This window comes from Ruegeria sp. CK2, assembly GCF_056536585.1.
Window position 1 is genome coordinate 82030 of record NZ_JBQFPW010000014.1, and the last position, 26058, is coordinate 108087.

Sequence of the window (26058 nt, forward strand, 5' to 3'; positions counted from 1 at the left end):
TGTAGTCCGGCACGTCACAACTCAGGTTTGGGACCTCAACGAGCTGTGTGTTGTACCTGTTCAATGATCTCGATGGCCTTTGCCAGGGCGGCGTTGATGCTCAACTCCGATGTGTCTAGCAGAGCGGCGTCATCTGCTGGCTTCATCGGCGCAGTACTGCGTTCAGAATCCCGTGCATCCCGTTCACGCACATCCGCAAGAACCTGATCCCGCGTCACATCAGCGCCTTTTTCCTCCAACTCAAGAAACCGGCGTTCGGCCCGAACTTCGGCGCTGGCGGTCACAAAAAGTTTGACATCGGCATTCGGGCAAATGACGGTCCCGATGTCCCGCCCGTCCAAAACGGCGCCACCGGCGCGGCGGGAAAAAGCGCGCTGAAAATCAACCAATGCGGCCCGGACTTCGGGAATAACCGCGACTTTGGATGCGGCTTGCGCAATCTCAGCTGTCCGCAGATCGCCCTGATCTAGTTCCTCGGCGGTCAAAGCATGCGCAGCTTCGACAGGGTCGAGTCCTTGTAAAGTGTGCCGTCCAACCGCGCGATACAGCAACCCTGTGTCCAGATGCGCAAACCCAAAATGCGCAGCAATGGCTTTGGATATCGTTCCCTTGCCAGCCGCGGCCGGGCCGTCGATGGCAATCGTAAAGCTCACGTGCGTTTGACCTTGGCGCCCAGCGCGGCCATCAGCGGTTCGAAGATCGGGAATGATGTGGCTATTGGGCCTCCATCATCGACGGATACCGGGGTTTTGGCCCCCATGCCCATCACCATGAAAGACATCGCGATACGGTGATCCAGAAAGCTTTCACACGTCCCGCCGCCGGTAACGCCACCAATGCCCAGACCATCGACAGACCACCAATCGTCGCCCTCGTCCACGGTCACGCCATTAGCTCGCAAACCACGCGCCATCGCGTCGATGCGGTCGCTTTCTTTGACGCGCAACTCTTTTACGCCGCCCATCATCGTCGTGCCGGTGGCATTCGCCGCAACCACCGACAGCACCGGGTATTCGTCAATCATTGACGCGGCACGTTCTGGTGGAACCTTGATGCCCCTCATATCCGGCGAATAGCGCGCGCGCAAATCGGCAACTGGCTCGCCGCCCTCTTCGCGTTCGTTTTCATAAGTCAAATTCGCGCCCATATCGCGCAGCGTGGCAAACAACCCGGCGCGGGTCGGGTTCAGGCCAATTCCGGGGATCAGAACGTCGGAACCGGGGGTGATCAAGGCCGCGCAAACGGGGAATGCTGCGCTGGACGGGTCACGCGGCACCGCAATCACTTGCGGTTTCAGTTCAGGACGCCCCGTCAAGGTAATCACACGGCCTTCGTCGGTGTCCTCGACGGTGATTTCTGCGCCAAACCCAGCCAACATCCGTTCGGAATGGTCTCGGGTGGCCTCTTTTTCGATCACCACAGTCTTGCCCGGGGCATTCAAACCCGCCAGCAGAACTGCAGACTTCACCTGAGCAGAAGGAACGGGCACTTCGTAGCGCACGGGAACCGGTTCAGCCGCACCTACGATGGTCATGGGAAGCCGGCCATCCGAACGCCCAACTGATTGCGTTCCAAACAAAGCCAGCGGCTCGGTGACACGCGCCATGGGGCGTTTGTTCAGGCTGGCATCGCCGGTGAACGTTGCCGATATCGGACAGGTTGCCATTGCGCCCATGATCAGGCGCACACCAGTACCGGAGTTTCCGCAGTCGATAACCTGATCAGGCTCGGCAAACCCGCCAACACCGACACCATGCACCGTCCATTCGCCGTTGCCGTGGTCCGTAACTTCGGCCCCAAAGGCGCGCATGGCTTTTGCCGTGTCCAGAACGTCCTCGCCCTCCAGCAAGCCCGAGATTTTGGTCTCGCCCACAGCCATCGCGCCAAGGATCAGGGACCGGTGCGAAATCGACTTGTCGCCAGGCACCTCAGCCGTGCCGGCCAGCGGTCCGCAGGGATGAGAGGTCATCGGGATGGGCGTGCCGTGTCCGGACATGGGGGCTCCTTTTGCGCTACCATTCTCAAGCCGATTAGCGAATTGGCCAAGTTTGGTCCAGCCTCAAAGGCTTTGTAAATCTCTGCCCAGGTGAAAAGCCTGTCCTGGCAGTAGAAAAAATACCGTTTTTGGGGTAAAATCCCAGCATTGATCTTTATCGATTTTAACTCAGTAAACAGTTGAAGGACTAAATTTATGACCGATGCTCCATCCCTGCTGGCCAGAGGTCCCAGAACACTTTTTCAGCCAACCGACCCGCACCAACCCGAAAGCGATATCGAAAAAAGGCTGGCGTTTCTTGTAGGTCTGGTTGCATTCGGTCTGCCAGTCGTTCTGGCTGCCGGGGCCATCTTTGGCGGAAGCTGCTTTCGCGACAGCATCAGTCATTTCTACTATGCACAGTTTCTTGGACCAAACTTTGTTGGCCTGCTCTACTTCATCGGAGGGTTTTTGATCGCCTATACCGGCGAGATGTTCATAGAGGACAGGCTAAGCACGGTGGCTGGTGTCGGCGCCTTTATAGTGGCCTCGGTTCCAACGTTGGGCACGGGATGTGAAGGACAAGATAAATTCCTGTCGCGCGTTTTTGTTGAAGTAACAAACGGTGACCCCATAACCGTGACTGAGGCGAGCGATCAAGAATTCTTCAACCTGTTCAGCACCGCCAGTAACTGGCATCTGGTCGCGGCTGGCATCTTGTTCATCTACCTCGCGCTTTATTGTCTGTTTGTGTTGAAACGGGTGGTTCCCGAACGGCATGAAAGAAACGGCGTGATGATCGAAAGCAAACGCCAGCGCAACCAGCTATACAGCATTTGCGGCCTGATCATTCTGGCATGTGTCGCGCTGCTGTTCTTCAAAGGCAAAATCGGCGGTCCAGGCTTTTTGATCTGGTGGGACAGCCTGAACCTGACCTTCTTTGTCGAGGCAATCGCGCTTTGGGCCTTTGGGATCGCCTGGTTTGCCAAAAGCCGCGTGTTCCAGAAGCTAAACGACAGTTAACCGGCGCGGCGAAACGTCAGGTAATGGGGCGTACGCCCCTCGCGCAGGGCCTTTTGTTCGTAGCGGGTGGAAATCCAGTCATCCCAAGGTTCGCGCCAGTCGGCGGGGCGTTCTGCCAACCATTCGAACCCTGCGCGCGGAACCTCTTCGAGCGTCTGACGGACGTAGTCGGGAATGTCTGTGGCGACCCGGAACATCGAACCCGGCTTCAGCACGCGCGCCAGCGGCTCCAAGTGTTCAGGCGTGACAAACCGGCGACGATGGTGACGTGTCTTGGGCCATGGATCGGGGTAAAGAAGAAATGCGCGCGAGATGCTGGCATCCGGCAGAACGTCAAACAGGTCGCGCACGTCCCCGGGATGTACGGCCAGGTTTTCGAGGCCTGCCCGACGAATTTTGCCCAGCAACATTGCGACGCCGTTAATGTAAGGCTCGGCCCCAATGATTCCGATTTCGGGGTTGTGTGCAGCCTGATGGACCAGATGCTCACCACCGCCAAACCCAATCTCTAGCCAAACGGGTTTAATGTCGAAAAGACCGTTTAGGTCAAGCGGGGCACGCTCGGGATTGCTGTCCCAATCCACAGCGCCGGGCGAAAGGGCGGTTAGGTCTTCGTTCAGATATGTCTTCTGGCTGGGCTTTAGGGTTTTGCCCTTGAAGCGGCCATAGAAGTTTCTGCGGGGGCGTTGCGGGGTCTTAGAGCTCATGGCCCGAGGCCATACTGCGGGGTCAGCAGCGTTGCAAGTGTGTGACCGGCACTCTGTCAAATGAAACTCTGTCAAATGAAAAAGCGCGCCTATATCGGCGCGCTTTTCTTTTTGGGTCAGACAGCTTGCTTCAGCGCATCTGCCAAATCGGTACGTTCCCAGCTGAATCCGCCATCTGCATCGGGTTCGCGGCCGAAATGCCCGTAGGCGGCCGTGCGCTCGTAAATGGGTTTGTTCAACTGCAGATGCTGGCGGATACCACGAGGGGTCAGGTCCATCACCTGTCCAATCGCGTTTTCTATCTGCGCATCAGCGATCTGACCTGTGCCATGCGTATCTGCATAGATTGACAGCGGCTTGGAAACGCCAATCGCATAGCTCAGCTGAATGGTGCAACGTTCGGCCATACCCGCAGCGACCACGTTCTTCGCCAGATAGCGAGCAGCATAAGCAGCTGACCGGTCCACTTTGGTCGGATCTTTGCCCGAGAATGCGCCCCCGCCATGCGGAGCCGCACCACCGTAGGTGTCGACAATAATCTTGCGGCCCGTCAGGCCAGCGTCGCCGTCGGGACCGCCAATTACGAACTTACCGGTCGGGTTCACATGCCACTCTGTATCGGCAGTCACCCAACCTTCTGGCAGTGTGTCGGTGATGTAGGGCTGAACAATCTGGCGAATGTCGTCCGAGGTCAAAGCTTCGTCCAGGTGTTGGGTCGACAACACGATCGAACTGATGCCAACGGGCCTACCGTCACGGTAAATCACTGAAAGCTGCGACTTCGCGTCGGGGCCCAATGTAGGCTCGGTACCGTTTTTGCGGACCTTCGCCAGACGCCGCAGAATCGCATGCGAATACTGGATAGGCGCTGGCATCAAAGCGGGCGTTTCGGTTGTTGCGTAACCGAACATAATACCCTGGTCACCGGCACCTTCTTCTTTGTCATCAGATGCATCAACACCCTGCGCGATATGCGCAGATTGTTCATGCAGCAGGTTTGTCACCTCGACTGTTTCGTGGTGAAACTTGTCCTGCTCATAGCCAATATCTTTAACACAGGCGCGTGCAATCTCTTCGATGCGGCCCATGTAGTCATGCAGCTTTTCCTGATCAGACAGACCTACTTCTCCGCCAATGACAACACGATCGGTCGTGGCAAAGGTTTCGCACGCAACACGTGCTTCGGGTTCTTCATTCAGAAATGCGTCAAGGACGGCATCGGAAATACGGTCACAGACCTTATCGGGATGCCCTTCGGAAACGGATTCCGAAGTAAATGTGTAGTTCTGTCGGGACATAAAAGTGCTCCATTGAGATGTCTCCGTCACGTCAGGAAGCCGTTGTGACAGGCGAAGGATCGGATACGCGCATTGACCAAAAGGGTCAATCGAAAACTACTGTGAGCCGTGCCGAGTGCGGCGCCACAGCACCGCAACCAAAAACAGCAACGCGATTAGAACCGGGCTATCCCCAATCCACGAATAAATCGTCCTAGCCTGCGGTTCAGGCAATACCGCATCGACATACCCCGCCTGCCCCAAAGGAAGAGACTCGGTGATCCGACCCAGCGGATCAATCATCGCCGACACCCCCGTATTGGCCGATCGCATCATCGGGAGGCCCTGCTCTATCGCTCTCATCTGCGCTTGCGCCAAATGCTGATAGGGCCCAGAACGCGTTCCGAACCAGGCATCATTGGTTATCTGCAGCAGGAAATCCGCCCTATCTGGCGCCCCGTTGACGTCCTGCGGGAACACAGCCTCATAACAAATCAGGGGCACGGCTCGACCCAGTTTGCCGACATCCAGTAACGCCGGCCCTGGCCCCGCGCTGAACCCATTGCCCGTCGTAGTCGCGAGGCCAAAAACACCCAAGCGAGCCATCAGATCCCCCAAGGGAACATATTCGCCGAACGGAGCCAGATGATGTTTGTCGTATAGCCCGCGCTGTTGGCCCTTTTCGTCCAAATAGATCATCGAATTGTAGATCCGCGGACCATCGCCACGCTGAACACCCAAGACCACGGGCGTTCCCTGCGCGGCGTCAGCGATTGCAGTCAGATACGGCTGAGCGCTTCCCAACCAAGCCGGCACCGAGGTTTCGGGCCATATAATCAAGTCTGGCCGGGGTTGGCTTGCCGTGAATTCTATTTGCCGGGCAAAAAACAACGGCGCGTAATCAGGATCCCACTTTTGATGCTGCGGCGCGTTGGGTTGCACGAGACGTACGATGTTGTCACTCAACATCACGGGCGGCCGTAATGCAGAGTAGCCAAGCGCAAACACCGCGCATCCCAAAACAAAGGCAGCCGGAAACATCACGTGACGCACGGACCTTTTTTCCGACAAAGCCGCGCCCAAAGGCAAAGTTGCCGCAAATGTCAGCGCCCCCAACCCATAAGGCCCGATCAACGACAACAGCTGGGCAACAGGTGTATCAACCCAGATTTGCGCAACGCCAGCCCACGGGAAACCGGTCAAAAGATAGCCGCGCCCAAGCTCGACCAGCGAAAGCGCCACGGCAAGCATCACGCCTTGCCTTAGTGCCGATGCATTTCCGCGCCGTGAAACCCAGAAAGCCAGCGCCCAAAACAGTGCCAGCCCCCCCGCCATGAAAATCAGGGCAAACGGCGCCATCCACGCGTGCCGTTCAGCATCGACCTGAAATGGCTCTATGATCCAGCTTAATGCGTGTGCGAAATATCCGGTCGCAAAAACCCAGCCCAGCATCGCCGCCCGGCTGCGGGTCTCGCAGGCCAAAAACAAGGGGGCAATCAGTATGAGCACCACCAGAGTCGCTATCCAATAGCCGAAAGGTGCCAGCCCAAAAGCGCCGAACGCACCCAACAAGGCTGCAACCAAAAGCTTCAGCCAAAAGGGCCAGCGCTGGATAGGATTCATGCAGCGATATCCGGAAGCATGACACGCAGCCGTTTTATGCGGCGTGGGTCGGCTTCGACGACTTCAAACTCGGGGCCCTCGGGGTGCAAGACGACTTCGCCCCTGGCCGGAACACGACCAGACAGCATAAACACCAAACCACCCAGCGTATCTATTTCTTCTTCGTCCACATCTTCATGGCTGGTCAAAGAACGGCCAATCTCAGCCTCAAAATCCTCAAGAGGTGCACGTGCCTGAACAACATAACAGCCCGGTTTTTCCTGTATCCAAAGCTGATCTTCGTCGGCGTCATGCTCGTCGGCAATCTCACCCACGACCTGTTCGATCAGATCTTCGATCGTCAATAGGCCATCGACACCGCCGTATTCGTCGATCACCAACGCCATATGACGACGCTCGGTTTGCATCTTGGTCAACAACACACCGATCGGCATCGAAGGTGGCACAAACAGCAAAGTTCGCAGCATGGACACCAGATCAAACCGCGTGGATCCGCCGTTGAACCCATGGGTCAACGCGAAATCCTTCAGGTGGACAAAACCTAATGGATTGTCCAACGTTCCCTCATAGACCGGAATGCGCGACAGACCGCTGTCACGGAACACCTGCGCCAGCTCATCCTTGGCAATCGTTGAGGATACTGACACGATTTCAGCGGTTGGGATTGCAACATCCTCGACCCGCATTCGGCGCAGATTGATCATACCTCGGGGTTGATTGGGCATTTCCTGATGTCCGTTTACAGAGGTACTTTGTTCCCCAGCCGGGCCGGAAAACGCATCATAAACCCAAGAAAAAAATCCGTTTTTCTCTTTAATGTCTTCACTGGTGTTCTGCGGTTGCGCGCTATGCGCCGCCCTAGAACTGCCGTCTGTATCGCCCATTGTCCTGTTCCAGTTGATCGGGTGAATTAACCCGCCTTACCCATTATATGGGTCATCAATACCCATTTTGCCAAGTATCTTGACCTCAACCTCTTCCATCAGGGTGGCATCAGGGTCACGAATGTGATCATAGCCCAGCAAATGTAACGTCCCGTGAACGATCAAATGCGTCACGTGATCATCCATGGATTTACCCGCTTCTACTGCTTCGCGACTGCAGGTATCGTAAGAGATCGCAATGTCTCCGAGCGCAATCTCGCCCGAGAAATCTAGCTGGGGATGCAGCGGTTTGTGCCCGGGCACGTCGGCGGCAAGATCTTCGGCAGGCCAGCTGAGTACATTGGTCGCGGTTTGTTTTTCGCGAAATTCGGCATTCAGCTCGGCAATGCGCGTGTCGTCGCAGCCCAGTACACTGACCTCGCAGATATCCGGGTCCAATTCACAATACAGCAAAACTGCGGACACAGCTTCCAGAGAAAGGGTTTCCAATCCGTGCCAGCGTTCATCTTCGATGGTCAGTTCCAAGTTCATATTGCCGTTCCAACGCCCCACATACGGGGATCAGAAATCAACTTGTCTCACGGCCCGCGTCGGCCTCATACGCCTCGATGATGGCTGCCACAAGCGGGTGGCGCACCACATCCTTAGACGTGAAGTAGTTGAAACTGACATTGGGAATGGTCTTCAACAGCCGTTCCGCATCCTTGAGACCCGACTGCACACCTCGCGGCAGATCGACCTGAGAGCGGTCCCCCGTAATCACCATCCGGCTGCCTTCACCCAAACGGGTCAGGAACATTTTCATTTGCATGGTTGTGGCGTTCTGCGCCTCATCCAACACCACAAACGCATTGGCCAGCGTTCGGCCGCGCATAAAGGCCAGCGGCGCAATTTCGATTCGCTTTTCTTCAATCAGCTTGGCCAGCTGTTTGCCGGGCAGAAAGTCGTTCAGCGCATCATAAAGCGGCTGCATGTACGGATCGACCTTGTCCTTCATGTCACCTGGCAGATATCCCAGCTTTTCACCGGCCTCGACCGCAGGACGGCTTAGGATGATCCGGTCCACATGCCCACCGATGAACATCGAAACACCAGCGGCAACAGCGAGGTACGTCTTACCGGTGCCGGCAGGACCAATGCCAAAGGCAAGCTCGTTATTGAACAGCGACTGGACATACACCTTTTGCGCATCCGTCCGAGGTTCCACAAGCTTCTTGCGTGTCTTGATCTCAACTGTACCGCCCTTGAACATCTCAAGCTGGTCGCCGTCGCGACTGCCGGTTCCCTGTTCGGACCCGCCCATGCGAAGTTCTCGATCAACATCCGCAGCTTCCACGTCGCGGCCGCCTTCCAATCTGGCATAGAGCGATTGCAGTACTTCGATCGCGTGTTTCTGGGCCTCCTCGTCGCCCATCACTGCAAGCTGATTGCCGCGGCGAATAATCTGAACAGAGAGCTTCTGTTCAATATCGGCCAGATTGCGGTCGTATTCACCGCATAGGTCAATCAACAATCGATTGTCTGGAAATTCAACAAACGCCTCGCGCTGGGGCATTTCATCCTGCGGTGGGGTAAGGGCACCGATGGCCAATCCGTTCTCCTGTCTTGGCGGTTCACCTCAAGCGTAGACAACAATTCTTGGTGGGCGCAAGCCACAGAATCAAAAATAACTGAGCCAATGACAAAACCGCCGACCCGTTGCTGGCGAATGAGGCTAGAAAGCGTAGTTCAAACCAAATCGCAGCCCGCGATAGCTGGGTGTCGATTTCGTCGAAAAATTCGAGTTGAACTGGACATCTTTCGATTGGAACTGCACGTATTCGTACTCGCCAGTAATCGACCAATTGTCGCTTAGCTTGTGTTCTGCCCCGATGCTGGCTGAAAAGCCGCCTCTGCGATCAGAATCTTCAAACGCCTGACGCGACGACCCGGATGTGATGCTGCTTGTCGTTTCAATGTCGCCCCACACATAGCCCAAGCTGACAAAGTAAAGGACGCTGCCCTTGCGATTCGTCAGACCGTTTTTGATCCGCAACGACAATATGTCCGAGATTGCGCTACTGCCCTGAACCGTATCTCCGCCAATCTGATTGGTGACGTTGTCATCGAGAGTGCCAAAATCATACCCGACTTCGAAGCCATAGACGTAGTCGCGGCCAATGCTGGTAGGCAGAACGCCCCTCCAACCACCCCGAATCCCCCCGTAGGATCCGGTCAAATCCAGTTCCCCGATTTCAAACACGCCAGCAGGTGCCCTAAGGCCAAAGCGGTCATCGCCGCCTGAGCCGTACCCACCACTTAGACCAAGATAAAACGCACTGACGTCACTGCCAAAACGCTTAGGGCTTCCGACGTCCGGATCAGACAAATTCCCAGTAAGGTCACCGGCAAAGGTCGCGCTGGCAAAAAGTGTAACCACCGACGCGACCGGCAAAGCTTGCCGGACGCTCGGACTAACGAAGCTCTTAAGAACTGTCACTCGTACCCTCCATGGCTCCGACCCGGTTCGCGGGTCGGCGCAATATGATTTTACTGGGCATCCAATTGGTCACCTAGAAAAACCTGGCTTCCCTCGGAACATAGATCCAAGCAATAAATCAAGGGTAAATTTTGGAAACAACCACAGGTAATGGAATCTGAACGGCGGATAGTTTCCGAGTTACAGCAACGCGCCTGCCAGAGAATTGGTGCCGGATTCGGTGATCCGAACCTCGCGCAAGTCACCGATGGAAATCTCGGGCGCAACAACGTGAACCGAATGAAGGTATTCGGATTTCCCGACCATCTGTCCGGGCAGTCGACCCGGCTTTTCAAACAGAACACGAACAGTTCGACCCACCATTGAATCCTGTATTTCCCTTTGGTGGCGTGTGATTAATGCCTGAAGGCGTTGCAGCCGATCATCCGCTGCCTGCGGGTCGACCTGAGCCCTTTCTGCCGCCGGGGTTCCGGGGCGCGTCGAATACTTGAACGAATACGCGTAGCCGTATTTGACCTCTTCCACGAGATCCATTGTGGCCTGGAAATCTTCTTCGGTCTCTTCCGGGAACCCAACAATAAAGTCGCCAGACATGACAATATCGGGCCGTGCGGCGCGAATCCGTTCAATCAAGCGTAAATAGCTGTCAGAGGTATGGCTGCGGTTCATGCGTTTCAGAATCTTGTCCGAGCCCGACTGAACCGGCAGATGCAGATAGGGCATCAACTTGTCACAAGTGCCGTGCGCTTCGATCAGATCATCCGCCATGTCGTTAGGATGCGACGTTGTAAATCGAATACGCTCCAACCCGTCGACCTTGTTCAATTCCCAGATCAGCCCGGCCAGCGTCATTTCGCCTTCGGGTCCAGCCCCATGATAGGCGTTAACGTTTTGCCCAAGCAGCGTGATCTCGCGCACACCGCGCTCAATAAGATCCTGCGCCTCACGCAGAATGCGATCAGCTGGGCGGCTCACCTCGGATCCGCGTGTGTAAGGCACCACGCAGAAGGCACAAAACTTATCGCAACCTTCCTGTACGGTCAAAAATGCTGTTGGCCCGCGCTTGGCTTTGGGGCGGTTTTTCAGCTTCTCGAACTTGTCTTCTTCGGGGAAATCAGTGTCCAGCGCCTTTTCACCCGCACGTGTCTTGGCCTCCATCTCGGGCAGGCGGTGATAGCTTTGAGGGCCGACCACCAGATCAACCAGAGGCTGACGGCGCATAATTTCCTGGCCTTCGGCCTGTGCAACACAGCCTGCAACCCCGATTTTCAGATCGGGTTTTTCGGCCTTCAAGCCTTTGAACCGGCCCAGTTCCGAGTAGACCTTCTCGGCCGCCTTTTCCCGGATGTGGCAGGTATTTAGCAGGATCATATCCGCGTCATCGGCGCTTTTAGTTTCGACATATCCCTGACCGCCCAGCGCTTCGGCCATGCGTTCGCTGTCATAGACATTCATCTGACAACCGTAGGTCTTGATAAACAGCTTTTTCGGTTCGGACATGGATCGGGCCTTTGCAGTCGCTGGATCGGCGTCATCTATATGCTTCGAACGCCGCTTGCAATGCAGGCGCAATTACCCGAATTTGGCGGGACTTTCCAGCAAGGCGCAAATGAAAAACGGCGATGCAATACGAAACCCCCGATCACTTTCTGAGAACAGGCCAAGCCGCGTTGGCAAAAGGTCCCATCGCAATGGTTTTTGCCGAAGATGAGACGGAGCTGGACGGGACCTTGCGTCATCATTTGAACCTGGGCTTCAAGTCTCTGATCGCGTTTATGCCCGCCGAATTCCAACTTGACGACAAACTGGCTGAACGCATCCATCGCGTGACGATGAAATGCGCGCCGCGATCCGTTGTGTTCGAGACAATCAACCGGATCATCCAAGCGGCCCCCGGCATCTGGATGTATTACTGCTATAATGCCGAGTATCTCTTTTTTCCCTTTTGCGAAACACGCAGCATTGGAGAAATGCTGACATTCCACAGCGAAGAACGCCGCAATGCCATGCTTAGCCACATCGTCGACCTGTACGCAGATGACCTGAACAGCTTTCCCAATGGTGTGGCACCCGATCAGGCGATGTTCGACAGCACCGGTTATTATGCCCACGCGCGCCATGATCCGACCGGGCAGCCGCTGGATAGACAGCTGGATATGTCGGGTGGCCTGCGCTGGCGGTTCGAGGATCACATCCCGTACGAACGGCGGCGCATCGACCGGATTGCTTTGTTCAAGGCCCGTAAGGGTCTGGAAATTCTGCAGGACCACACCTTTAACGAACCGGAATATAACACCTATTCCTGCCCTTGGCATCACAACATGACGGCGGCCATTTGTTCGTTTAGGGCTGCAAAAGCTCTCAAAAGCAACGCCGGGTCCACATTCGACATTCCCAGTTTTCGCTGGCGAAACTCCGTCCCGTTCCAGTGGAGCTCACGCCAGTTACTCGATTTAGGGCTGATCGAATCTGGGCAATGGTTCTGACCGCCTCAACGCTGTAGCAGTATCGGGAACCAATCCTCGCGCAAGCGTTGCCCCGGAGTCATTTCATGTCCGGGAAACGGTGGTGATGTACGACCGGGGCGTTCGACATAGCGCGCATCATCGCCAACCAACCGCAGCGAAAACGCGCGGCGGCGGCTGTCTGACTGGTTGCCGCGTGCACCGTGCAAGGTTCGGTAGTTGAAAGCCACCGCATCGCCCGGCACCATTTCGAATTCGACGACTTTCATCCCTTCTGCATCTGGATCAGGGGCAGGAATGTACTGGCCTTCATCCGGAAAAAACCCTTCCTCTGAAACCCACCGCGTTGGTAGAACTTCCTTTTCCCATCGATGCGACCCGGCCACACACCGCAGCGTCGCTTGTTTCACGGGGTCCAGCGGCGACCAGAAACTGACTGTCTGTTGCCCTTCCACAAAGTAGTAGGGGCCGTCCTGATGCCAGGGCGTTGCCATCGACGTGCCCGGTTCTTTGACCAACACATGATCGTGAAACATTTGCACGCTTTGCGAATTCATCAGATCCGCTGCGACCTCGGCCACTGCGGAGGTTTCTATCACCTCACGAAACTGCGGTATGCGCGTCCAATTGCAATAATCGTCAAAGAACCGACCAGACTCGCCTTGCTTCTTGTTCTCCGATGCATAGGGACCGGGTTCGGCCATGTTCGCCGCGACGCCATCGCGCAATTGGTCCACGTGATCCGTAAACAACCCTTTGACCAAAACAACGCCATCAGTCTGATAGGTATCGATCATGGTTTGGGTAACAAGAGGGTGCGGCATCTCAGGCTCCTTTCAATAGCCTTCTTGTTCTGCTCTGGAACAATACTTCTATTCAAATCATATCTTTCAAATATAGTATTAACTTCATGTTATATATTTCTCTACGCCAGTACGAATATGTGTCTGCCATCGGGCGGCATGGCAGCCTGTCTGCCGCGGCCCTGACCCTGAATGTGTCGCAACCTGCCCTGTCGAATGCGCTGACGCGGGTCGAATCGCATCTGGGCTACCCTTTGTTCATTCGACGGCGGGGGGCGGCCATGGCGTTGACGCCCCAAGGGCGGAAGTTCATCGAACAGGCCGAGGATGTACTGACCCTGGCGGCACAGCTTGAATCGCCAAACCTCTCGACAAAGGGCGCGTCACATATTCGGTTGGGTATGTTCACGGATTTGGCGCCAGTTCATCTGGCACCGGCACTGCAAGAACTGCGCGCGGCTTTGCCGGATGTCGCGGTGTCCTACAAGGTTGAACCGTTCGAACGATTGATGAGCGGGCTGATCGATGGCCAGATCGATATCGCAATCACCTATGACCTAAGCATGGACGCAGGATTCGTAACGCAAAAGCTGTTCGACAATCGACCTTTTGCACTGGTGTCACCCGACCATCAGTTGGCCAGCGCCAAGCAAACTACGCTGGCGGACATAGCCGGCTTTCCTTTGATCCTGTCGACCGAAGGTCTGTCAGCGCAGCACATATTGGGACTGTTTCGGCGCAACGGATTGCACCCAAGGGTCGCTCATCGGGCTGCATCGCTGGATTTGCAGCGCAGCCTGGCCGCGCACGGTGAAGGAATCGGTATCAGCTATGCCAATCCGCCCGACAGTGACAGCTATGGTGACAAGCCGCTGGTCAACTTACCAATCACCAATTCAGATGCGTCCGAGGCCGTTGTTCTGGCACATCACGGAACTGGGCCGATTGATGCGACTATCGAGACTGCCGAGAAGGTTTTGATCGAATGCCTGCGGGCGAAGCCGATCGCTACTTCTTGCGAAGTCGGATGACCACATCGACAGATGCGATCTCAACCCCTTCGGGGGCTTCAGGCAAACGCTGAATAACCAGCTCTTCCGAAGGCGCGTCACTCAGGCGGGCTTCGTCTTCCCAGAAGAAATGCGGATGATCATGCGTGTTCGTATCAAAATAGCTTTTTGAGCCGTCCACCGTGATCTCTTGTAGCACGCCAGCATCGCAAAATGCGCGCAGCGTATTGTATACCGTTGCAAGCGACACAGCGTCGCCGTTTGTTTTTGCCGATTCAAACAGGCTTTCGGCTGTGACATGCCGATGGCGACCGTCACCCACCAACAGTTCGGCCAAAGCCACACGCTGACGCGTCGGGCGTAATCCGGCGTTTTCCAACCAGTTTGTCGCGATGTTCCGGCTCTGAGGTGTCATCAATCCGATACCCGTTTTTGCTGATACTATATATAGGGTCGCTCAGTCGGTAATTTCAAATGAAATTCATTCGCAAAGAATGTTACCCGCAAAACATCATGTCACGCGCTGCACTTGCAGGACCTTGCATACGGGTGCTAGACGAGGCCAGATGTAACGAACGGACCCCTGGCAGGAGAGGCGGCAGAATGGCCCAATTCCCGAGCAGCTTTGACAAGGATGATCTGCTGAAATGCGCCCGTGGCGAATTATTCGGCCCCGGCAACGCGCAGTTGCCTGCTCCGCCGATGCTGATGATGGACCGGATTACAGATGTTTCGGAAGATGGCGGTGCTCATGGCAAAGGTCATATTGTTGCGGAATTCGACATTACACCTGACCTTTGGTTTTTTGACTGTCACTTCCCTGGAAATCCGATCATGCCCGGCTGTCTGGGGCTGGACGGTCTTTGGCAATTGACGGGCTTCAATCTGGGTTGGCGCGGCTGGCAGGGGCGCGGTATGGCGGTTGGCGTCGGCGAGGTGAAGCTGACCGGTATGGTGCGGCCTGATCGCAAGATGCTGACTTATAAGATAGACTTCAAAAAAGCGATCCAGACCCGTCGCCTGACCATGGGTGTGGCGGATGGTATCGTCGAAGCAGACGGCGAAATGATTTACGACGTCAAAGACATGAAAGTCGTTCTGTCCGAAGCCTAAGCGCCGGACTGGCCTGAAATAAGGAGCACGCACATGCGTCGAGTAGTTGTCACCGGTTTGGGGGTGGTTTCCTCTATCGGGAACAATGCCGAAGAAGTTCTGGCCTCTCTCAAGGCTGGCAAGTCTGGCATCGAGGCCAATGAGCAGATGGTCGAACACGGCTTTCGCAGCCAGATCGCCGGATCAATCAACATCGACGTGGCCGCACATGTGGACAAACGGACCCTGCGGTTCATGGGGCCAGGCGCGGCCTATGCTCATATCGCGATGACACAGGCAATCGCAGATGCGGGGCTGACCGAAGATCAGGTTTCAAACCCACGCGCCGGTCTTGTTGCGGGCTCTGGTGGACCTTCTACAAGCGCCATGCTTACCGCGCATCAGACCGTATTGAAAAACGGCGCCACCAAACGGATAGGTCCGTTTGCCGTTCCGAAATGCATGTGTTCAACGATTTCGGCCAATCTGGCGACTGCATTCAAGATCAAAGGGATCAACTACTCGATCACCTCGGCCTGCTCGACTTCGCTGCACTGTATGGGCAATGCGGCCGAACAGATCATGATGGGCAAGCAAGACATCATGTTTGCGGGCGGCGGAGAAGAACTGGACTGGACTCTTTCCTGCCTGTTCGACGCGATGGGCGCGATGTCGTCCAAATACAACGACACACCCGAGAAAGCCTCACGCGCGTTCGATCAGGATCGCGACGGGTTCGTGATTTCGGGTGGCGGCGGTATCGTTGTTCTGGAAGAACTGGAACACGCACTGGCACGTGGTGCTGATATCTACGCCGAAGTAACCGGCTTTGCGGCAACATCCGATGGTCACGACATGGTCGCCCCCTCCGGTGAAGGTGGCGAGCGGGCGATGCGCCTGGCGCTGTCGACCGTGCCAGAGGGCCGCAAGGTTGACTACATCAACGCCCACGGCACCTCGACCCCGGTCGGCGATGTGGGTGAGGTTGAGGCTGTTCGCCGTATCTTTGGCGAAGGCAGTGTGCCTCCAATTTCATCTACCAAATCGATGACAGGTCACGCTCAGGGCGCGGCCGGTGCGCTCGAGGCAATCTTCTGTCTGCTGATGCTGCGCCATGACTTTATTACTCCGTCGATCAATGTCGACACACTTGCCGAAGGCATCCTGCCCGGTGAAATTGCAACTCAAGTAGTTGAAAACGCAGGCTTGGATAGCGTGATGACCAACAGCTTCGGCTTTGGCGGCACGAACGGTTCCATGGTTCTGTCAAAGTATAACGGGTGAATGTGATGTCGGAAGTTCTCAAGGGTAAACGCGGCCTGATCATGGGCGTGGCAAATGACCGCTCGATTGCGTGGGGTATTGCCAAGGCCATGCACGAGGCTGGCGCCGAGCTGGCATTCACCTATCAGGGCGAGGCATTCGGCAAGCGGTTGGAACCGCTGGCCCAAAGTCTCGGCAGTGACTTCATGGTCGATGCGGATGTAACTGACGATGCGTCGCTAGGCCGCGCGTTTGAACAGTTGGGCGCGCGGTGGCCAACGATTGATTTCGTTGTGCATGCGATTGCCTATTCAGACAAATCCGAACTTGCGGGTCGCTTCTTGAACACCACCCGCGCAAATTTCAAACATTCAATGGATGTTTCGGCCTATTCCTTCATCGAGGTCGCGCGCCGCGCCCATCCGATGATGGCTGAAAATGGCGGAACGCTTTTAACCCTGACCTATCAAGGATCAAACCGGGTTGTGCCGAACTACAACGTTATGGGCGTGGCTAAGGCTGCACTTGAATCGGCGACCCGCTACCTTGCAAATGATCTCGGTCCTGATGGCATTCGCGTCAACGCGATCTCGCCGGGACCGATGAAGACCCTAGCCGGGGCGGCAATCGGTGGCGCGCGTAGAACGTACAAGTTCTGCGACCAGAACGCACCCATGCGAGCCAATGCAACGCTTGAAGCTGTTGGCGGGACCGCCGTTTATCTCACGTCAGACGCTGGTGCATGCACATCCGGTGAAATTATCCGCGTTGATGGCGGGTTCCATGTGCTCGGTATGCCACAACCTGATTTCATGTGACGATAAATTTCCCTGCCGCTGCCAAGATTTAACCATCTTTCAGCGGCAGGATTTCGGTATGAACAAGCTAGACCAAATCATTGCAAACAACGCACGCGCGTCGCGTGGCCGGAGAAAATCGGGTTTTCTTGGGAATCGCGCCAGAGTTTTGCTGCTGACGCTCACCTCGCTGCTGCTGCTTTTCGTTTTCATGACGCAGCCACCTGTTCGCGCGGCGATTGAAGCGCTGTTTGGGTAAGAAACCCAACAACCTGTGCGTCAATTGATCGAAACAACCTCGATTTCAAACACCAGATCCTGCCCGGCCAGGGGATGATTTGCATCAAGGGTCACGGTCGCTTCGTTGGCGTCGACAATCGTGACCGGCAAAGTTTGACCATCGGGCGTCTGCATCTGTAGCTGAGTGCCCGGATCCAGCGGGATATCATCCGGAATGCCTTCGCGCGGCACATCCTGCCGCATTCCAGGATTGATCGGACCGTAGGCGTCAACACAGGCGATCTCGACCCGTTTCTTCTCACCAACCGACAGACCGGGCATTGCACTGTCCAGACCAGGAATAATCTGCTCGGACCCAACGACGAACTCCAGCGGATCGCGCCCTTCGGAACTGTCAAAGACGTTCCCATCCAACAGAGTACCGGTATAGTGGATGCGAACGGTGTCGCCTTGTTTGATTTCGGTCATATGGGCCTCCGGCCTCTTGTGCGTTGAACGGCCAACCCTAGGCGCTGATACCATGATGTAAACCCTTGGCCCTTTAACGCCCTCATATCTTGTGCCAGTTTGCGGCTCAGCAAGGGAGAGGCAGATGGCAATCAAGACCTGTGTATTCGATGCCTATGGCACATTATTCGATGTCGCTGCTGCAGCGCGTCAGGCCGCAACGGAACCGGGGTTCGAGGCTTTGCAGAACAAATGGCCGGATCTCGCGGGCCATTGGCGCTTGAAGCAGCTGCAATACACCTGGCTGCGAGCCGTTGCTGACGCTCATGCCGATTTCTGGGACGTCACACAAGATGGTCTAGATTGGGCCTTGGAAGCGACCGGACTGCAAGGCGACACAAATCTGCGTCAGCGCCTTTTGGACCTGTACTGGGAATTGCGGGCCTATCCCGAAGTGCCAGAAATGCTGACCGCCCTGAAGGAGGGGGGGTTGCAAACCACGATCCTGTCAAACGGCTCGCCTCCGATGTTGGACGGCGCTGTAAAATCCGCTGGAATTGGCCATGTGTTGGATGACGTTCTATCGGTCGAAAGCGTTGGCGTATTCAAACCCCATGCGCGAGTTTACGATCTGGTGCAGGAGAGATTCGGCTGCGAACGCGATGAGGTTCTGTTCGTTAGCTCAAACGGGTGGGACGCCGCAGGTGCAAGCGGCTATGGCTTCGTGACGGCGTGGGTCAATCGAGCAGCCGAGCCGATGGATCGCCTTCCGTGGACCCCTGCGCATGTGCTGTCTGACCTGACCTCGATTCCCAAGTTAGCAGGGCTTTGATGGCTGACTTCACAACCTCCGACAATATCCGGATATTCTTTGAAGAAACTGGAACAGGTGCACCAATTCTGTGTCTGGCCGGGTTGACCCGAAACAGCCGCGATTTTTCGTTTTTTGCACCGCATGCAACCGACCTGCGCATGATTGCGATGGATTATCGCGGACGCGGACGATCGGAATACGATCCGAACTATTCGAACTATACCGTGCCGCGCGAAGCTCAGGACGTGATCGAACTTCTGGATCATCTGGGCCTGCAAAAAGTGTCGATTCTGGGAACATCCCGAGGGGGCCTGATCGCCATGGCACTGGCCGCCAGCCATCCGGATCGTCTGGCGGGTGTTGTTCTAAATGACGTCGGTCCGGTTATCGAACCAGCGGGCATCGCCAAAATCATCGGATACGTTGGTGCCCGACCCACTTCAAAGTCTTATGACGATGCCGCGGCCGTTCTCAAAACACTGATGGAGCCGCAATTTCCCGGCGTCGCCCTTGAAATTTGGCGCAAGCAGGCAGAGTTCCAGTTTAAAGAACAAGGCGGCAGCCTTGGGCTGCGCTATGACCCGGCGCTTGGGAAAGCCCTGCAAGAACAAGCGGCAAGCGGGGCGATACCTGATATGTGGCCATTGTTTGAGGCGCTGCGGGGGCTGCCGACCGGAGTGATCCGAGGTGCGAATTCGGACCTTCTGAGCCGCGGCACGGTGACCGAGATGCGTACCCGCCACCCGGACATGATCGCAGCCGAAGTCCCCGATCGTGGGCATGTTCCGTTTTTGAACGAACCACAGTCACTTGACGTTATTCGCAAGGTATTGAACGCCATATGAGCACCATTGATCTGATCGAAGCCGCCGCCGAAAGACTAAAAGGCAACGTCCGGGAAACGCCGCTGCTGACCTCACCATTTCTGGATGAAATCGCAGGCCGCCGAGTTTTTGTGAAACCCGAATGCCTGCAGCATACGGGCAGTTTCAAGTTTCGGGGCGCGTGGTCTGCCATTTCCGCGCTTGGCGCGGAAGAACGTCAGCGTGGGGTGATTGCCTATTCCTCAGGTAATCACGCGCAAGGTGTCGCCTTGGCCGCCGCAAAACATGGCGTCGCTTCTGTTATTGTGATGCCGTCTGATGCGCCGCAACTGAAGATCGACAATACAAAGGTACTTGGCGGCGAGGTGGTTTTGTATGACAGGGCATCGGAAAGCCGTGAAGAAATTGGTGAGGCGCTGGCAGCCGAGCGTGGTCTAACCCTGATCCGACCCTATGACGAACCCCAGGTGATTGCGGGACAAGGCACTACCGGCTTGGAAATCGCCCGACAAGCCGAAGAATTGGGCGTGACCACCGCCGACGTGCTGATCTGCTGCGGCGGAGGCGGATTGACCTCGGGCATTGCGTTGGCATTGGAAAAACATGCACCGGGAATGCGCGCGCGCCCTTGCGAGCCCGAAGGGTTTGACGATGTAAAGCGTTCGTTGGCAGCCGGTCAGATCCAGAACAACGATGCGACTTCGGGCAATATTTGCGATGCCATCCTGACACCGCAGCCAGGTGATATCGCCTTTCCGATTCTGCGCCGTTTGTGCGGCCCCGGATTGTCCGTCACTGAAGAAGAAGCCTTGCGGGCCGTGGCGCAAGCATTTCTGCGCCTTAAGATCGTATTGGAACCCGGCGGCGCCGTAGCCCTGGCCTCTGCCCTATTCCGCAAGAACGATATTGAAGGTGACGACGTCATCGTCGTCGCCTCGGGTGGCAATACCGATCCCGAAGTTTTTGCCCGTGCGTTGGAATTCCTGACCTGACAATCGCGTGCAGGCGGTGCACTCTGGCCGCACAAGTCTTGGCGACAAGGATTTAAGATATGATGATCGCTGATCTTGGTGACGTGCACCTACATTACCAGGTTGATGACACGGCAGGCGGCGCGCCGGTTGTGTTTGCCAATTCGCTGGGAACTGATATGCGCCTTTGGGATGATGTTCTGCCGCATTTGCCCAAGGGATTGCGGATCATCCGGTATGACAAACGCGGACATGGGCTGTCATCTGCCCCTCCTGCCCCATATTCAATGGGCGCCCTGATCCGCGATGCCGAGGCGCTGCTAGACTACCTTAAAGTTCGCGATTGCGTCTTTGTCGGGCTATCCATTGGGGGAATGATTGCGCAGGGTCTGGCGGTCAAACGAATGGATCAAATCCGCGCTTTGGTCTTGTCGAACACGGCGGCCAAGATCGGCACACCTTCGATCTGGCAAGATCGCATGACGGCTGTCCGCTCGGGCGGAATTGAAGCCTTGGCAGACGCCACCATGGAGCGGTGGTTTACGCGTGACTATCGCGCGTCAAACAACCATTTTTTGTGGCGCAATATGATGGTCCGTCAACCGGTAGACGGCTATCTGGGGTGCTGCGCTGCGATTGCCGGTACAGACTTTTACACTCCAACCAGCGGATTGCGCCTGCCCTCGTTGGGCATCGCTGGCAGCGAAGACGGATCAACACCACCGGATCTGGTGCGTGAGACCATTGACCTGATCCCTGGGTCCCGTTTCGAACTGATGCGCCGCGCCGGGCATCTGCCTTGCGTCGAAAAACCTGTAGAATATGCCAGTCTGCTGACACAGTTTTTGACCGAAATCGGTCACATTTAAAGGAGCATTATTTTGGCCAGTTTCCTTTTGATTCACGGGTCTTGTCACGGCGCCTGGTGCTGGCGCGATCTGATTCCCCAACTTGAAGCGATGGGCCATGTTGCACGGGCTATTGATCTGCCCAGCCATGGTTCGGACCCGACACCCATATCCGAAGTGACACTGGACAGCTGCCGCGATGCGGTTCTGGCGGCCTCGTCGCAAGACACAATTATCGTCGGGCATTCCTGGGGCGGCTATCCGATCAGCGCTGCCGCCGAGGCGCAGCCCGAGGCCATGCGCGCCTTGATCTACCTGAGCGCCTATGTTCCCCATGACGGCATGTCGATGATCGAAATGCGCAAAAACGGCCCGCAGCAAACCATTGTGGACGCAGTCGAAAAGTCTGCTGACGGCTTGTCATACACCGTCCGTCCCGATTACGTTCAGGACCTTTTTTATCACGACTGTGCGCCCGAAATTTTACCCTTCGCTTTTGCCCGGTTGTCCCCACAGCCCATCAAACCTCAGAACACGCCGCTTCCCCTAAGCACCAAATTCCAGAAGGTTCCCAAGGCTTATATCCGCAGTACCGACGACCGCACCGTCCCGACCGAATATCAAAAGCAGATGAGTGACAATGTACCTGCGGATCTGCGCTACACAATCGATAGTTCGCATTCGGCATTTTTCTCGCATCCACGTAGGTTGGCGGAGATCCTGAACGAGATAGAAGGCAAGCTATAAACACGCGCCAATCGGGTTGTTACGGAACGTTAGTGGCCAGATTTCAAAGGCTCTCTTCCCTGCGGCCCTAACTGTGCATACTGTGCCGCAGACGGTCCACATCAGCGGTTTTCATGCGCCTCCCTTTTGTCTTTGTTCTCAGTACAGTCATGATTGATGCCATGGGCATAGGCCTGGTGCTGCCGATCATGCCACAGCTGATTGTCGAGGTGCAGGGCGGTACGCTCGCCAATGCCGCGATCTGGGGCGGCATTCTCAGCACCGCCTTTGCCGCTATGCAGTTCGTGTTTGGCCCCATACTGGGCAACCTGTCCGACGCTTATGGGCGGCGCACCGTTTTGCTTGTCTCCCTTTTTGTCATGGCTCTGGACTATGTGGTGATGGCAATCGCTGGCAGTATCTGGCTTTTGCTGATCGGCCGAATAGTTGGTGGCATCACGGCCGCCACCCATTCTACAGCGGCCGCGTTCATGGCAGACGTGTCGAAACCCCATGAAAAGGCCGCGAATTTTGGGTTGATCGGTGCCGCATTTGGCATCGGTTTTGTCCTCGGCCCCGTGATTGGCGGATTGCTGAGTGAGTTTGGAACGCGCGCGCCGTTTTGGGCGGCGGCCGGCCTTTCAGCAATGATATTCGGAATCGGCGTTTTCGTGATGCCGGAAACCGTTACAGACAAAACGCGACGTCCGTTCAATCTGCGACGTGCAAACCCTGTGAATTCACTAAAAGCCATTGCAGCCCTGCCCGGAATACGGCCAATGCTATGGGTCTATTTCCTCTATTCAGTCTCAATCTACGTGTATCCAGCCATATGGTCCTATTTCACGACCGAGCGCTTTGGCTGGTCACCGCAGATGATCGGATTGTCTTTGGGTGTCTATGGCATCGGGATGGCGGCGGTTCAGGGCGGATTGATCCGACCGGCAACCCGGTATCTTGGTGAAAGAATGACAATCGTTTACGGGATGATATTCGAGATCGTCAGCTTTGCGCTGCTGGCCTTTTTGACCAACGGTACGATCGCCTTGATGCTTATCCCCATCACTGCCTTGGGGGCCGTAATCACGCCTGCCCTGCAAGCAATGATGTCCCGCGCCACACCGGACTCTCAACAAGGCGAGCTGCAAGGGGTTCTAACCGCCCTGCATGCGTTGTCGATGGTGATATCCCCGCTTTTGATGACCAGCATATTTGCGCAGTTTATCAAACCAGACGCAGCCACATACCTGCCCGGGTCTCCGTTCCTGCTTGCACTGGGGCTAATGTTGGCCGGATTCATCCTTTTTTGGCGAGCCCGCCCGGTCGTTGTGTAACAACGACATTTTGTTGACGGTTTCCGCCTTGCAGCTTGTTGCATCACGCGCCACCGTGGGCCAAAGGGAACGAGGGAAAATATGCAAATCATCAAAGCCGCAGTGTGCCGGGCCTTCAATGAACCGTTGGTGATCGAAGATGTTCGACTGGCCGCACCCGGAACCGGAGAGGTCGAAGTGACCCTGGATGCCGTGGCCATCTGTCATTCGGATATTTCCTTTGCCGATGGGGCCTGGGGCGGCTTTTTACCTGCTGTTTATGGCCATGAGGCCGCCGGAGTTATCACCGCAATTGGCGAAGCCGTAGGCGAGTTCCAGATCGGCGATCCTGTTGTCGTCACCCTGATCCGCGCTTGCGGGTCCTGCCCATCCTGTGCTGGTGGGAAACCCACAATCTGCGAAACGCCCTACGATACGGTCAAAGGTCCCCTGCAGACCAGTGATGGAGAGCCATTGCAACAAGCCATGGCCTGCGGGGCCTTTGCGGAGAAAGTGGTGGTCAGCTATCGGCAAATTGTGAAAATCCCGGAAAGCCTGCCGAAAGACCTGGCCAGCCTGCTGTCGTGTGGTGTGATCACCGGCGTTGGTGCCGCCGTTAACGCTGCCGGGTTGCGACCAGGTCAGGATGTGGTGGTGATCGGTGCCGGTGGCGTTGGTTTGAATGCCATCCAAGGGGCGCGGATCGCCGGCGCGCGGCGCATCGTGGCAGTCGATATGACCGAGGAAAAACTGGAAATCGCCAAAGAGTTCGGCGCCACCCATGGCGTGCTCGGCAGCCTGAAAGAACCCTGGAAAGCAGCCTACAAGGCTTTGGGCGGACGCGGAGCGGATGCAGTTTTGATCACCGTCGGCGCAATTCCGGCCTACGAGCAAGCGCCGCGCTACCTTGGCCCGGGTGGCAAGGCCATCATGATCGGCATGCCGCATTCCGGCGATGAAGCGCGTTACGAGCCGGTCATTCTGGCCGCACTTGGTCAAGGATTGGTGGGATCGAAAATGGGCGATGTTGTTATCCAGCGCGATATCCCCTGGATGATCGATCTTTATGAACAAGGTCGGCTGAAACTGGATGAATTGATCTCTGGCCGCTGGTCGCTGGATCAAATCAACGATGCCATCACGGACACCAAATCCGGAGCGGCCAAGCGCAACGTTATTGTGTTTGACCGAAGCTAATCGCGCTTGACAGGAGGGCATCTGATGAAGCTGCAAGACCTCGACGTTATCACTACCGCTCCCCCGGCGCCCGGATGGGGCGGGCGCTATTGGATTTTGGTCAAGGTCACAACCGACACGGGTGTCACCGGTTGGGGCGAATGCTATGCATCCTCGGTCGGGCCTGATGCCATGCGCCATGTCATCCGCGACGTGTTCGAGCGGCACATGCAGGGTGAAAATCCCGAGAATATCGAACTGATGTTTCGGCGTGCGTATTCCAGCGGTTTCACACAACGCCCCGACCTGACCGTGATGGGGGCGTTTTCTGGCTTGGAAATCGCATGTTGGGACATTTTGGGCAAAGAACGTGACCGACCTGTTTATGCTCTGCTTGGCGGCAAGATGAACGACCGTATCCGGGCGTATACGTATCTTTACCCCCTGCCCCAACACAAGCTGACAGACTTCTGGACGTCCCCGGAACAAGCCGGGGAAAGTGCGGCGGAAATGGTCAGGCGCGGATACACCGCTGTCAAATTCGACCCGGCCGGGCCCTACACGATCCGCGGCGGGCACATGCCTGCGATGACAGACATCTCTTTGTCCGTGGCATTCTGCAAGGCGATCCGAGAGGCCGTCGGTGACAAGGCCGATCTGCTGTTTGGCACTCATGGTCAATTCAACACCGCAGGCGCAATTCGCCTGGGGCAGGCACTGGAGCCTTACGCACCACTCTGGTTCGAGGAACCAACGCCCCCAGACATGATCGACGACATGGCCCGCGTTGCCCGCAACGTCCGCATTCCGGTGGCCACGGGTGAGCGTATGACCACCAAGGCCGAATTTGGCGCTGTTCTGCGTGCGGGTGCTGCTGAAATCCTGCAACCCGCGCTGGGGCGCGCGGGCGGGATCTGGGAGATGAAAAAGGTTGCGGCAATGGCCGAGGTGTTTAATGCCCAGATGGCTCCGCATCTGTACGCCGGTCCGGTGGAGTGGGCTGCCAATATCCATCTCGCGGCCTCGATCCCCAACTTGCTGTTGCTAGAATCTATCGACACGCCTTACCACGACCAATTGATCAAGGGGGCCTTGCGCGTAGAAGACGGGTATGTCGCCGCGCCGTCGGCACCGGGCCTTGGAATCGACGTTGATGAAGATCTGGCGCGCGCGCATCCCTACACCGGCGACGGATTACACCTGGAGATGCAAGAGGCCCCCTGCGATTACACCGACGGCAACACCTTTCAGGGCGGAGCCCCTGCTACCGAGGAGTGATCCAGCTGGCTCGAGGTATCCTG

At 56.3% G+C, this 26058-nt stretch carries 28 protein-coding genes and 1 riboswitch; of the genes, 15 read left to right on the top strand and 13 right to left on the bottom strand.

The features are described from left to right. Window positions 1-35: 35 nt before the first annotated feature. Both cmk and aroA read right to left on the bottom strand, forming a co-directional pair. Window positions 36-653, bottom strand: coding sequence for a (d)CMP kinase (gene cmk / locus ACR0BU_RS18935; protein ID WP_298936585.1), 618 nt, complete (start codon window positions 651-653; stop codon window positions 36-38). After that, entirely contained in the window at window positions 650-1996 is a 1347-nt protein-coding gene (aroA, locus tag ACR0BU_RS18940) for a 3-phosphoshikimate 1-carboxyvinyltransferase (protein ID WP_480738485.1), read from the bottom strand. Before aroA ends, cmk begins: the two co-directional genes overlap by 4 nt. A gap of 195 nt (window positions 1997-2191) precedes the next feature. Between aroA and ACR0BU_RS18945 the strand changes: the two genes are divergently transcribed. After that, entirely contained in the window at window positions 2192-2998 is an 807-nt protein-coding gene (locus tag ACR0BU_RS18945) for a hypothetical protein (RefSeq protein WP_480738487.1), read from the top strand. Here the strand turns inward: ACR0BU_RS18945 and trmB are convergent. The 8 genes from trmB to miaB all read right to left on the bottom strand — a co-directional run bounded on the left by trmB (window position 2995) and on the right by miaB (window position 11468). Next, window positions 2995-3705, bottom strand: a complete 711-nt coding sequence (gene trmB, locus ACR0BU_RS18950; protein WP_480738488.1) for a tRNA (guanine(46)-N(7))-methyltransferase TrmB — start codon at window positions 3703-3705, stop codon at window positions 2995-2997. The genes ACR0BU_RS18945 and trmB overlap by 4 nt on opposite strands. A gap of 116 nt (window positions 3706-3821) precedes the next feature. After that, window positions 3822-5003, bottom strand: a complete 1182-nt coding sequence (gene metK / locus ACR0BU_RS18955; RefSeq protein WP_480738490.1) for a methionine adenosyltransferase — start codon at window positions 5001-5003, stop codon at window positions 3822-3824. A 5-nt stretch (window positions 5004-5008) separates the two neighbouring features. After that, window positions 5009-5057, bottom strand: a riboswitch (SAM-SAH riboswitch). Window positions 5058-5099: 42 nt separating this feature from the next. After that, window positions 5100-6605, bottom strand: a complete 1506-nt coding sequence (gene lnt / locus ACR0BU_RS18960) for an apolipoprotein N-acyltransferase (protein ID WP_480738492.1) — start codon at window positions 6603-6605, stop codon at window positions 5100-5102. Then, window positions 6602-7489 (bottom strand): hemolysin family protein, encoded by an 888-nt coding sequence (locus tag ACR0BU_RS18965; protein WP_299082579.1) that lies wholly within the window; start codon window positions 7487-7489, stop codon window positions 6602-6604. The genes lnt and ACR0BU_RS18965 overlap by 4 nt, the downstream gene beginning before the upstream one ends. A gap of 36 nt (window positions 7490-7525) precedes the next feature. After that, the gene (gene ybeY, locus ACR0BU_RS18970) at window positions 7526-8020 is read right to left on the bottom strand and encodes an rRNA maturation RNase YbeY (RefSeq protein WP_480738494.1); all 495 of its coding nucleotides are present in this window, start codon (window positions 8018-8020) and stop codon (window positions 7526-7528) included. 37 nt (window positions 8021-8057) lie between these two features. After that, a complete protein-coding gene (locus ACR0BU_RS18975) occupies window positions 8058-9080 on the bottom strand; it encodes a PhoH family protein (protein WP_298936577.1) in 1023 nt (340 codons plus the stop codon). Between the two features lie 123 nt (window positions 9081-9203). Beyond that, on the bottom strand, window positions 9204-9968 hold the full coding sequence (locus ACR0BU_RS18980) for an outer membrane protein (RefSeq protein WP_299082581.1): 765 nt from the start codon (window positions 9966-9968) through the stop codon (window positions 9204-9206). 180 nt (window positions 9969-10148) lie between these two features. Further along, the gene (miaB, locus tag ACR0BU_RS18985) at window positions 10149-11468 is read right to left on the bottom strand and encodes a tRNA (N6-isopentenyl adenosine(37)-C2)-methylthiotransferase MiaB (RefSeq protein ID WP_480738496.1); all 1320 of its coding nucleotides are present in this window, start codon (window positions 11466-11468) and stop codon (window positions 10149-10151) included. Between the two features lie 122 nt (window positions 11469-11590). Here miaB and ACR0BU_RS18990 point away from each other — a divergent pair, with 122 nt between their 5' ends. Continuing rightward, window positions 11591-12454 (top strand): hypothetical protein, encoded by an 864-nt coding sequence (locus ACR0BU_RS18990; RefSeq protein ID WP_480738498.1) that lies wholly within the window; start codon window positions 11591-11593, stop codon window positions 12452-12454. Window positions 12455-12459: 5 nt separating this feature from the next. On the opposite strand, the gene ACR0BU_RS18995 is transcribed toward ACR0BU_RS18990, so the two are convergent. Continuing rightward, the gene (locus ACR0BU_RS18995; protein ID WP_480738500.1) at window positions 12460-13257 is read right to left on the bottom strand and encodes a phytanoyl-CoA dioxygenase family protein; all 798 of its coding nucleotides are present in this window, start codon (window positions 13255-13257) and stop codon (window positions 12460-12462) included. 86 nt (window positions 13258-13343) lie between these two features. On the opposite strand from ACR0BU_RS18995, the gene ACR0BU_RS19000 reads away from it, so the two are divergent. Then, on the top strand, window positions 13344-14267 hold the full coding sequence (locus tag ACR0BU_RS19000; RefSeq protein WP_480738502.1) for a LysR family transcriptional regulator: 924 nt from the start codon (window positions 13344-13346) through the stop codon (window positions 14265-14267). Here ACR0BU_RS19000 and irrA read toward each other — a convergent pair. Next, window positions 14245-14661: an iron response transcriptional regulator IrrA gene (irrA, locus tag ACR0BU_RS19005; protein ID WP_298936571.1), complete on the bottom strand. Its 417-nt coding sequence runs from the start codon at window positions 14659-14661 to the stop codon at window positions 14245-14247. The genes ACR0BU_RS19000 and irrA overlap by 23 nt on opposite strands. Before the next feature lie 188 nt (window positions 14662-14849). On the opposite strand from irrA, the gene fabA reads away from it, so the two are divergent. Genes fabA through ACR0BU_RS19025 form a run of 4 tightly spaced genes read left to right on the top strand, consistent with a single transcriptional unit; the run spans window position 14850 to window position 17657 of the window. Then, window positions 14850-15359 carry a bifunctional 3-hydroxydecanoyl-ACP dehydratase/trans-2-decenoyl-ACP isomerase gene (fabA, locus tag ACR0BU_RS19010; protein WP_298936570.1) on the top strand — a complete coding sequence of 170 codons (510 nt, stop codon included), beginning with the start codon at window positions 14850-14852 and terminating at the stop codon, window positions 15357-15359. A gap of 33 nt (window positions 15360-15392) precedes the next feature. Further along, window positions 15393-16622, top strand: a complete 1230-nt coding sequence (fabB, locus tag ACR0BU_RS19015; protein ID WP_298936569.1) for a beta-ketoacyl-ACP synthase I — start codon at window positions 15393-15395, stop codon at window positions 16620-16622. A 5-nt stretch (window positions 16623-16627) separates the two neighbouring features. Continuing rightward, complete coding sequence (locus ACR0BU_RS19020; protein WP_480738505.1) at window positions 16628-17419, top strand: enoyl-ACP reductase FabI; 792 nt, start codon at window positions 16628-16630, stop codon at window positions 17417-17419. 58 nt (window positions 17420-17477) lie between these two features. Beyond that, the gene (locus ACR0BU_RS19025) at window positions 17478-17657 is read left to right on the top strand and encodes a hypothetical protein (protein WP_299082593.1); all 180 of its coding nucleotides are present in this window, start codon (window positions 17478-17480) and stop codon (window positions 17655-17657) included. A gap of 20 nt (window positions 17658-17677) precedes the next feature. Here the strand turns inward: ACR0BU_RS19025 and ACR0BU_RS19030 are convergent, their stop codons facing one another. Beyond that, the gene (locus tag ACR0BU_RS19030) at window positions 17678-18106 is read right to left on the bottom strand and encodes an FKBP-type peptidyl-prolyl cis-trans isomerase (RefSeq protein WP_298936566.1); all 429 of its coding nucleotides are present in this window, start codon (window positions 18104-18106) and stop codon (window positions 17678-17680) included. 124 nt (window positions 18107-18230) lie between these two features. Between ACR0BU_RS19030 and ACR0BU_RS19035 the strand changes: the two genes are divergently transcribed. The 8 genes from ACR0BU_RS19035 to ACR0BU_RS19070 all read left to right on the top strand — a co-directional run bounded on the left by ACR0BU_RS19035 (window position 18231) and on the right by ACR0BU_RS19070 (window position 26035). Then, entirely contained in the window at window positions 18231-18917 is a 687-nt protein-coding gene (locus ACR0BU_RS19035) for a haloacid dehalogenase type II (RefSeq protein WP_298936565.1), read from the top strand. Further along, window positions 18917-19744, top strand: coding sequence for an alpha/beta fold hydrolase (locus ACR0BU_RS19040; RefSeq protein ID WP_480738507.1), 828 nt, complete (start codon window positions 18917-18919; stop codon window positions 19742-19744). Before ACR0BU_RS19035 ends, ACR0BU_RS19040 begins: the two co-directional genes overlap by 1 nt. Then, the gene (locus tag ACR0BU_RS19045; RefSeq protein ID WP_480738508.1) at window positions 19741-20715 is read left to right on the top strand and encodes a threonine ammonia-lyase; all 975 of its coding nucleotides are present in this window, start codon (window positions 19741-19743) and stop codon (window positions 20713-20715) included. Before ACR0BU_RS19040 ends, ACR0BU_RS19045 begins: the two co-directional genes overlap by 4 nt. A 59-nt stretch (window positions 20716-20774) precedes the next feature. Beyond that, on the top strand, window positions 20775-21563 hold the full coding sequence (gene pcaD, locus ACR0BU_RS19050; RefSeq protein WP_480738510.1) for a 3-oxoadipate enol-lactonase: 789 nt from the start codon (window positions 20775-20777) through the stop codon (window positions 21561-21563). A 12-nt stretch (window positions 21564-21575) separates the two neighbouring features. After that, on the top strand, window positions 21576-22289 hold the full coding sequence (locus ACR0BU_RS19055; RefSeq protein ID WP_480738512.1) for an alpha/beta fold hydrolase: 714 nt from the start codon (window positions 21576-21578) through the stop codon (window positions 22287-22289). A 113-nt stretch (window positions 22290-22402) separates the two neighbouring features. Continuing rightward, window positions 22403-23602: a TCR/Tet family MFS transporter gene (locus ACR0BU_RS19060; protein WP_480738513.1), complete on the top strand. Its 1200-nt coding sequence runs from the start codon at window positions 22403-22405 to the stop codon at window positions 23600-23602. Window positions 23603-23683: 81 nt separating this feature from the next. Further along, window positions 23684-24778 carry a Zn-dependent alcohol dehydrogenase gene (locus ACR0BU_RS19065; RefSeq protein WP_480738515.1) on the top strand — a complete coding sequence of 365 codons (1095 nt, stop codon included), beginning with the start codon at window positions 23684-23686 and terminating at the stop codon, window positions 24776-24778. A 24-nt stretch (window positions 24779-24802) separates the two neighbouring features. After that, window positions 24803-26035, top strand: coding sequence for a mandelate racemase/muconate lactonizing enzyme family protein (locus tag ACR0BU_RS19070; protein WP_480738516.1), 1233 nt, complete (start codon window positions 24803-24805; stop codon window positions 26033-26035). Window positions 26036-26058 lie beyond the last annotated feature (23 nt).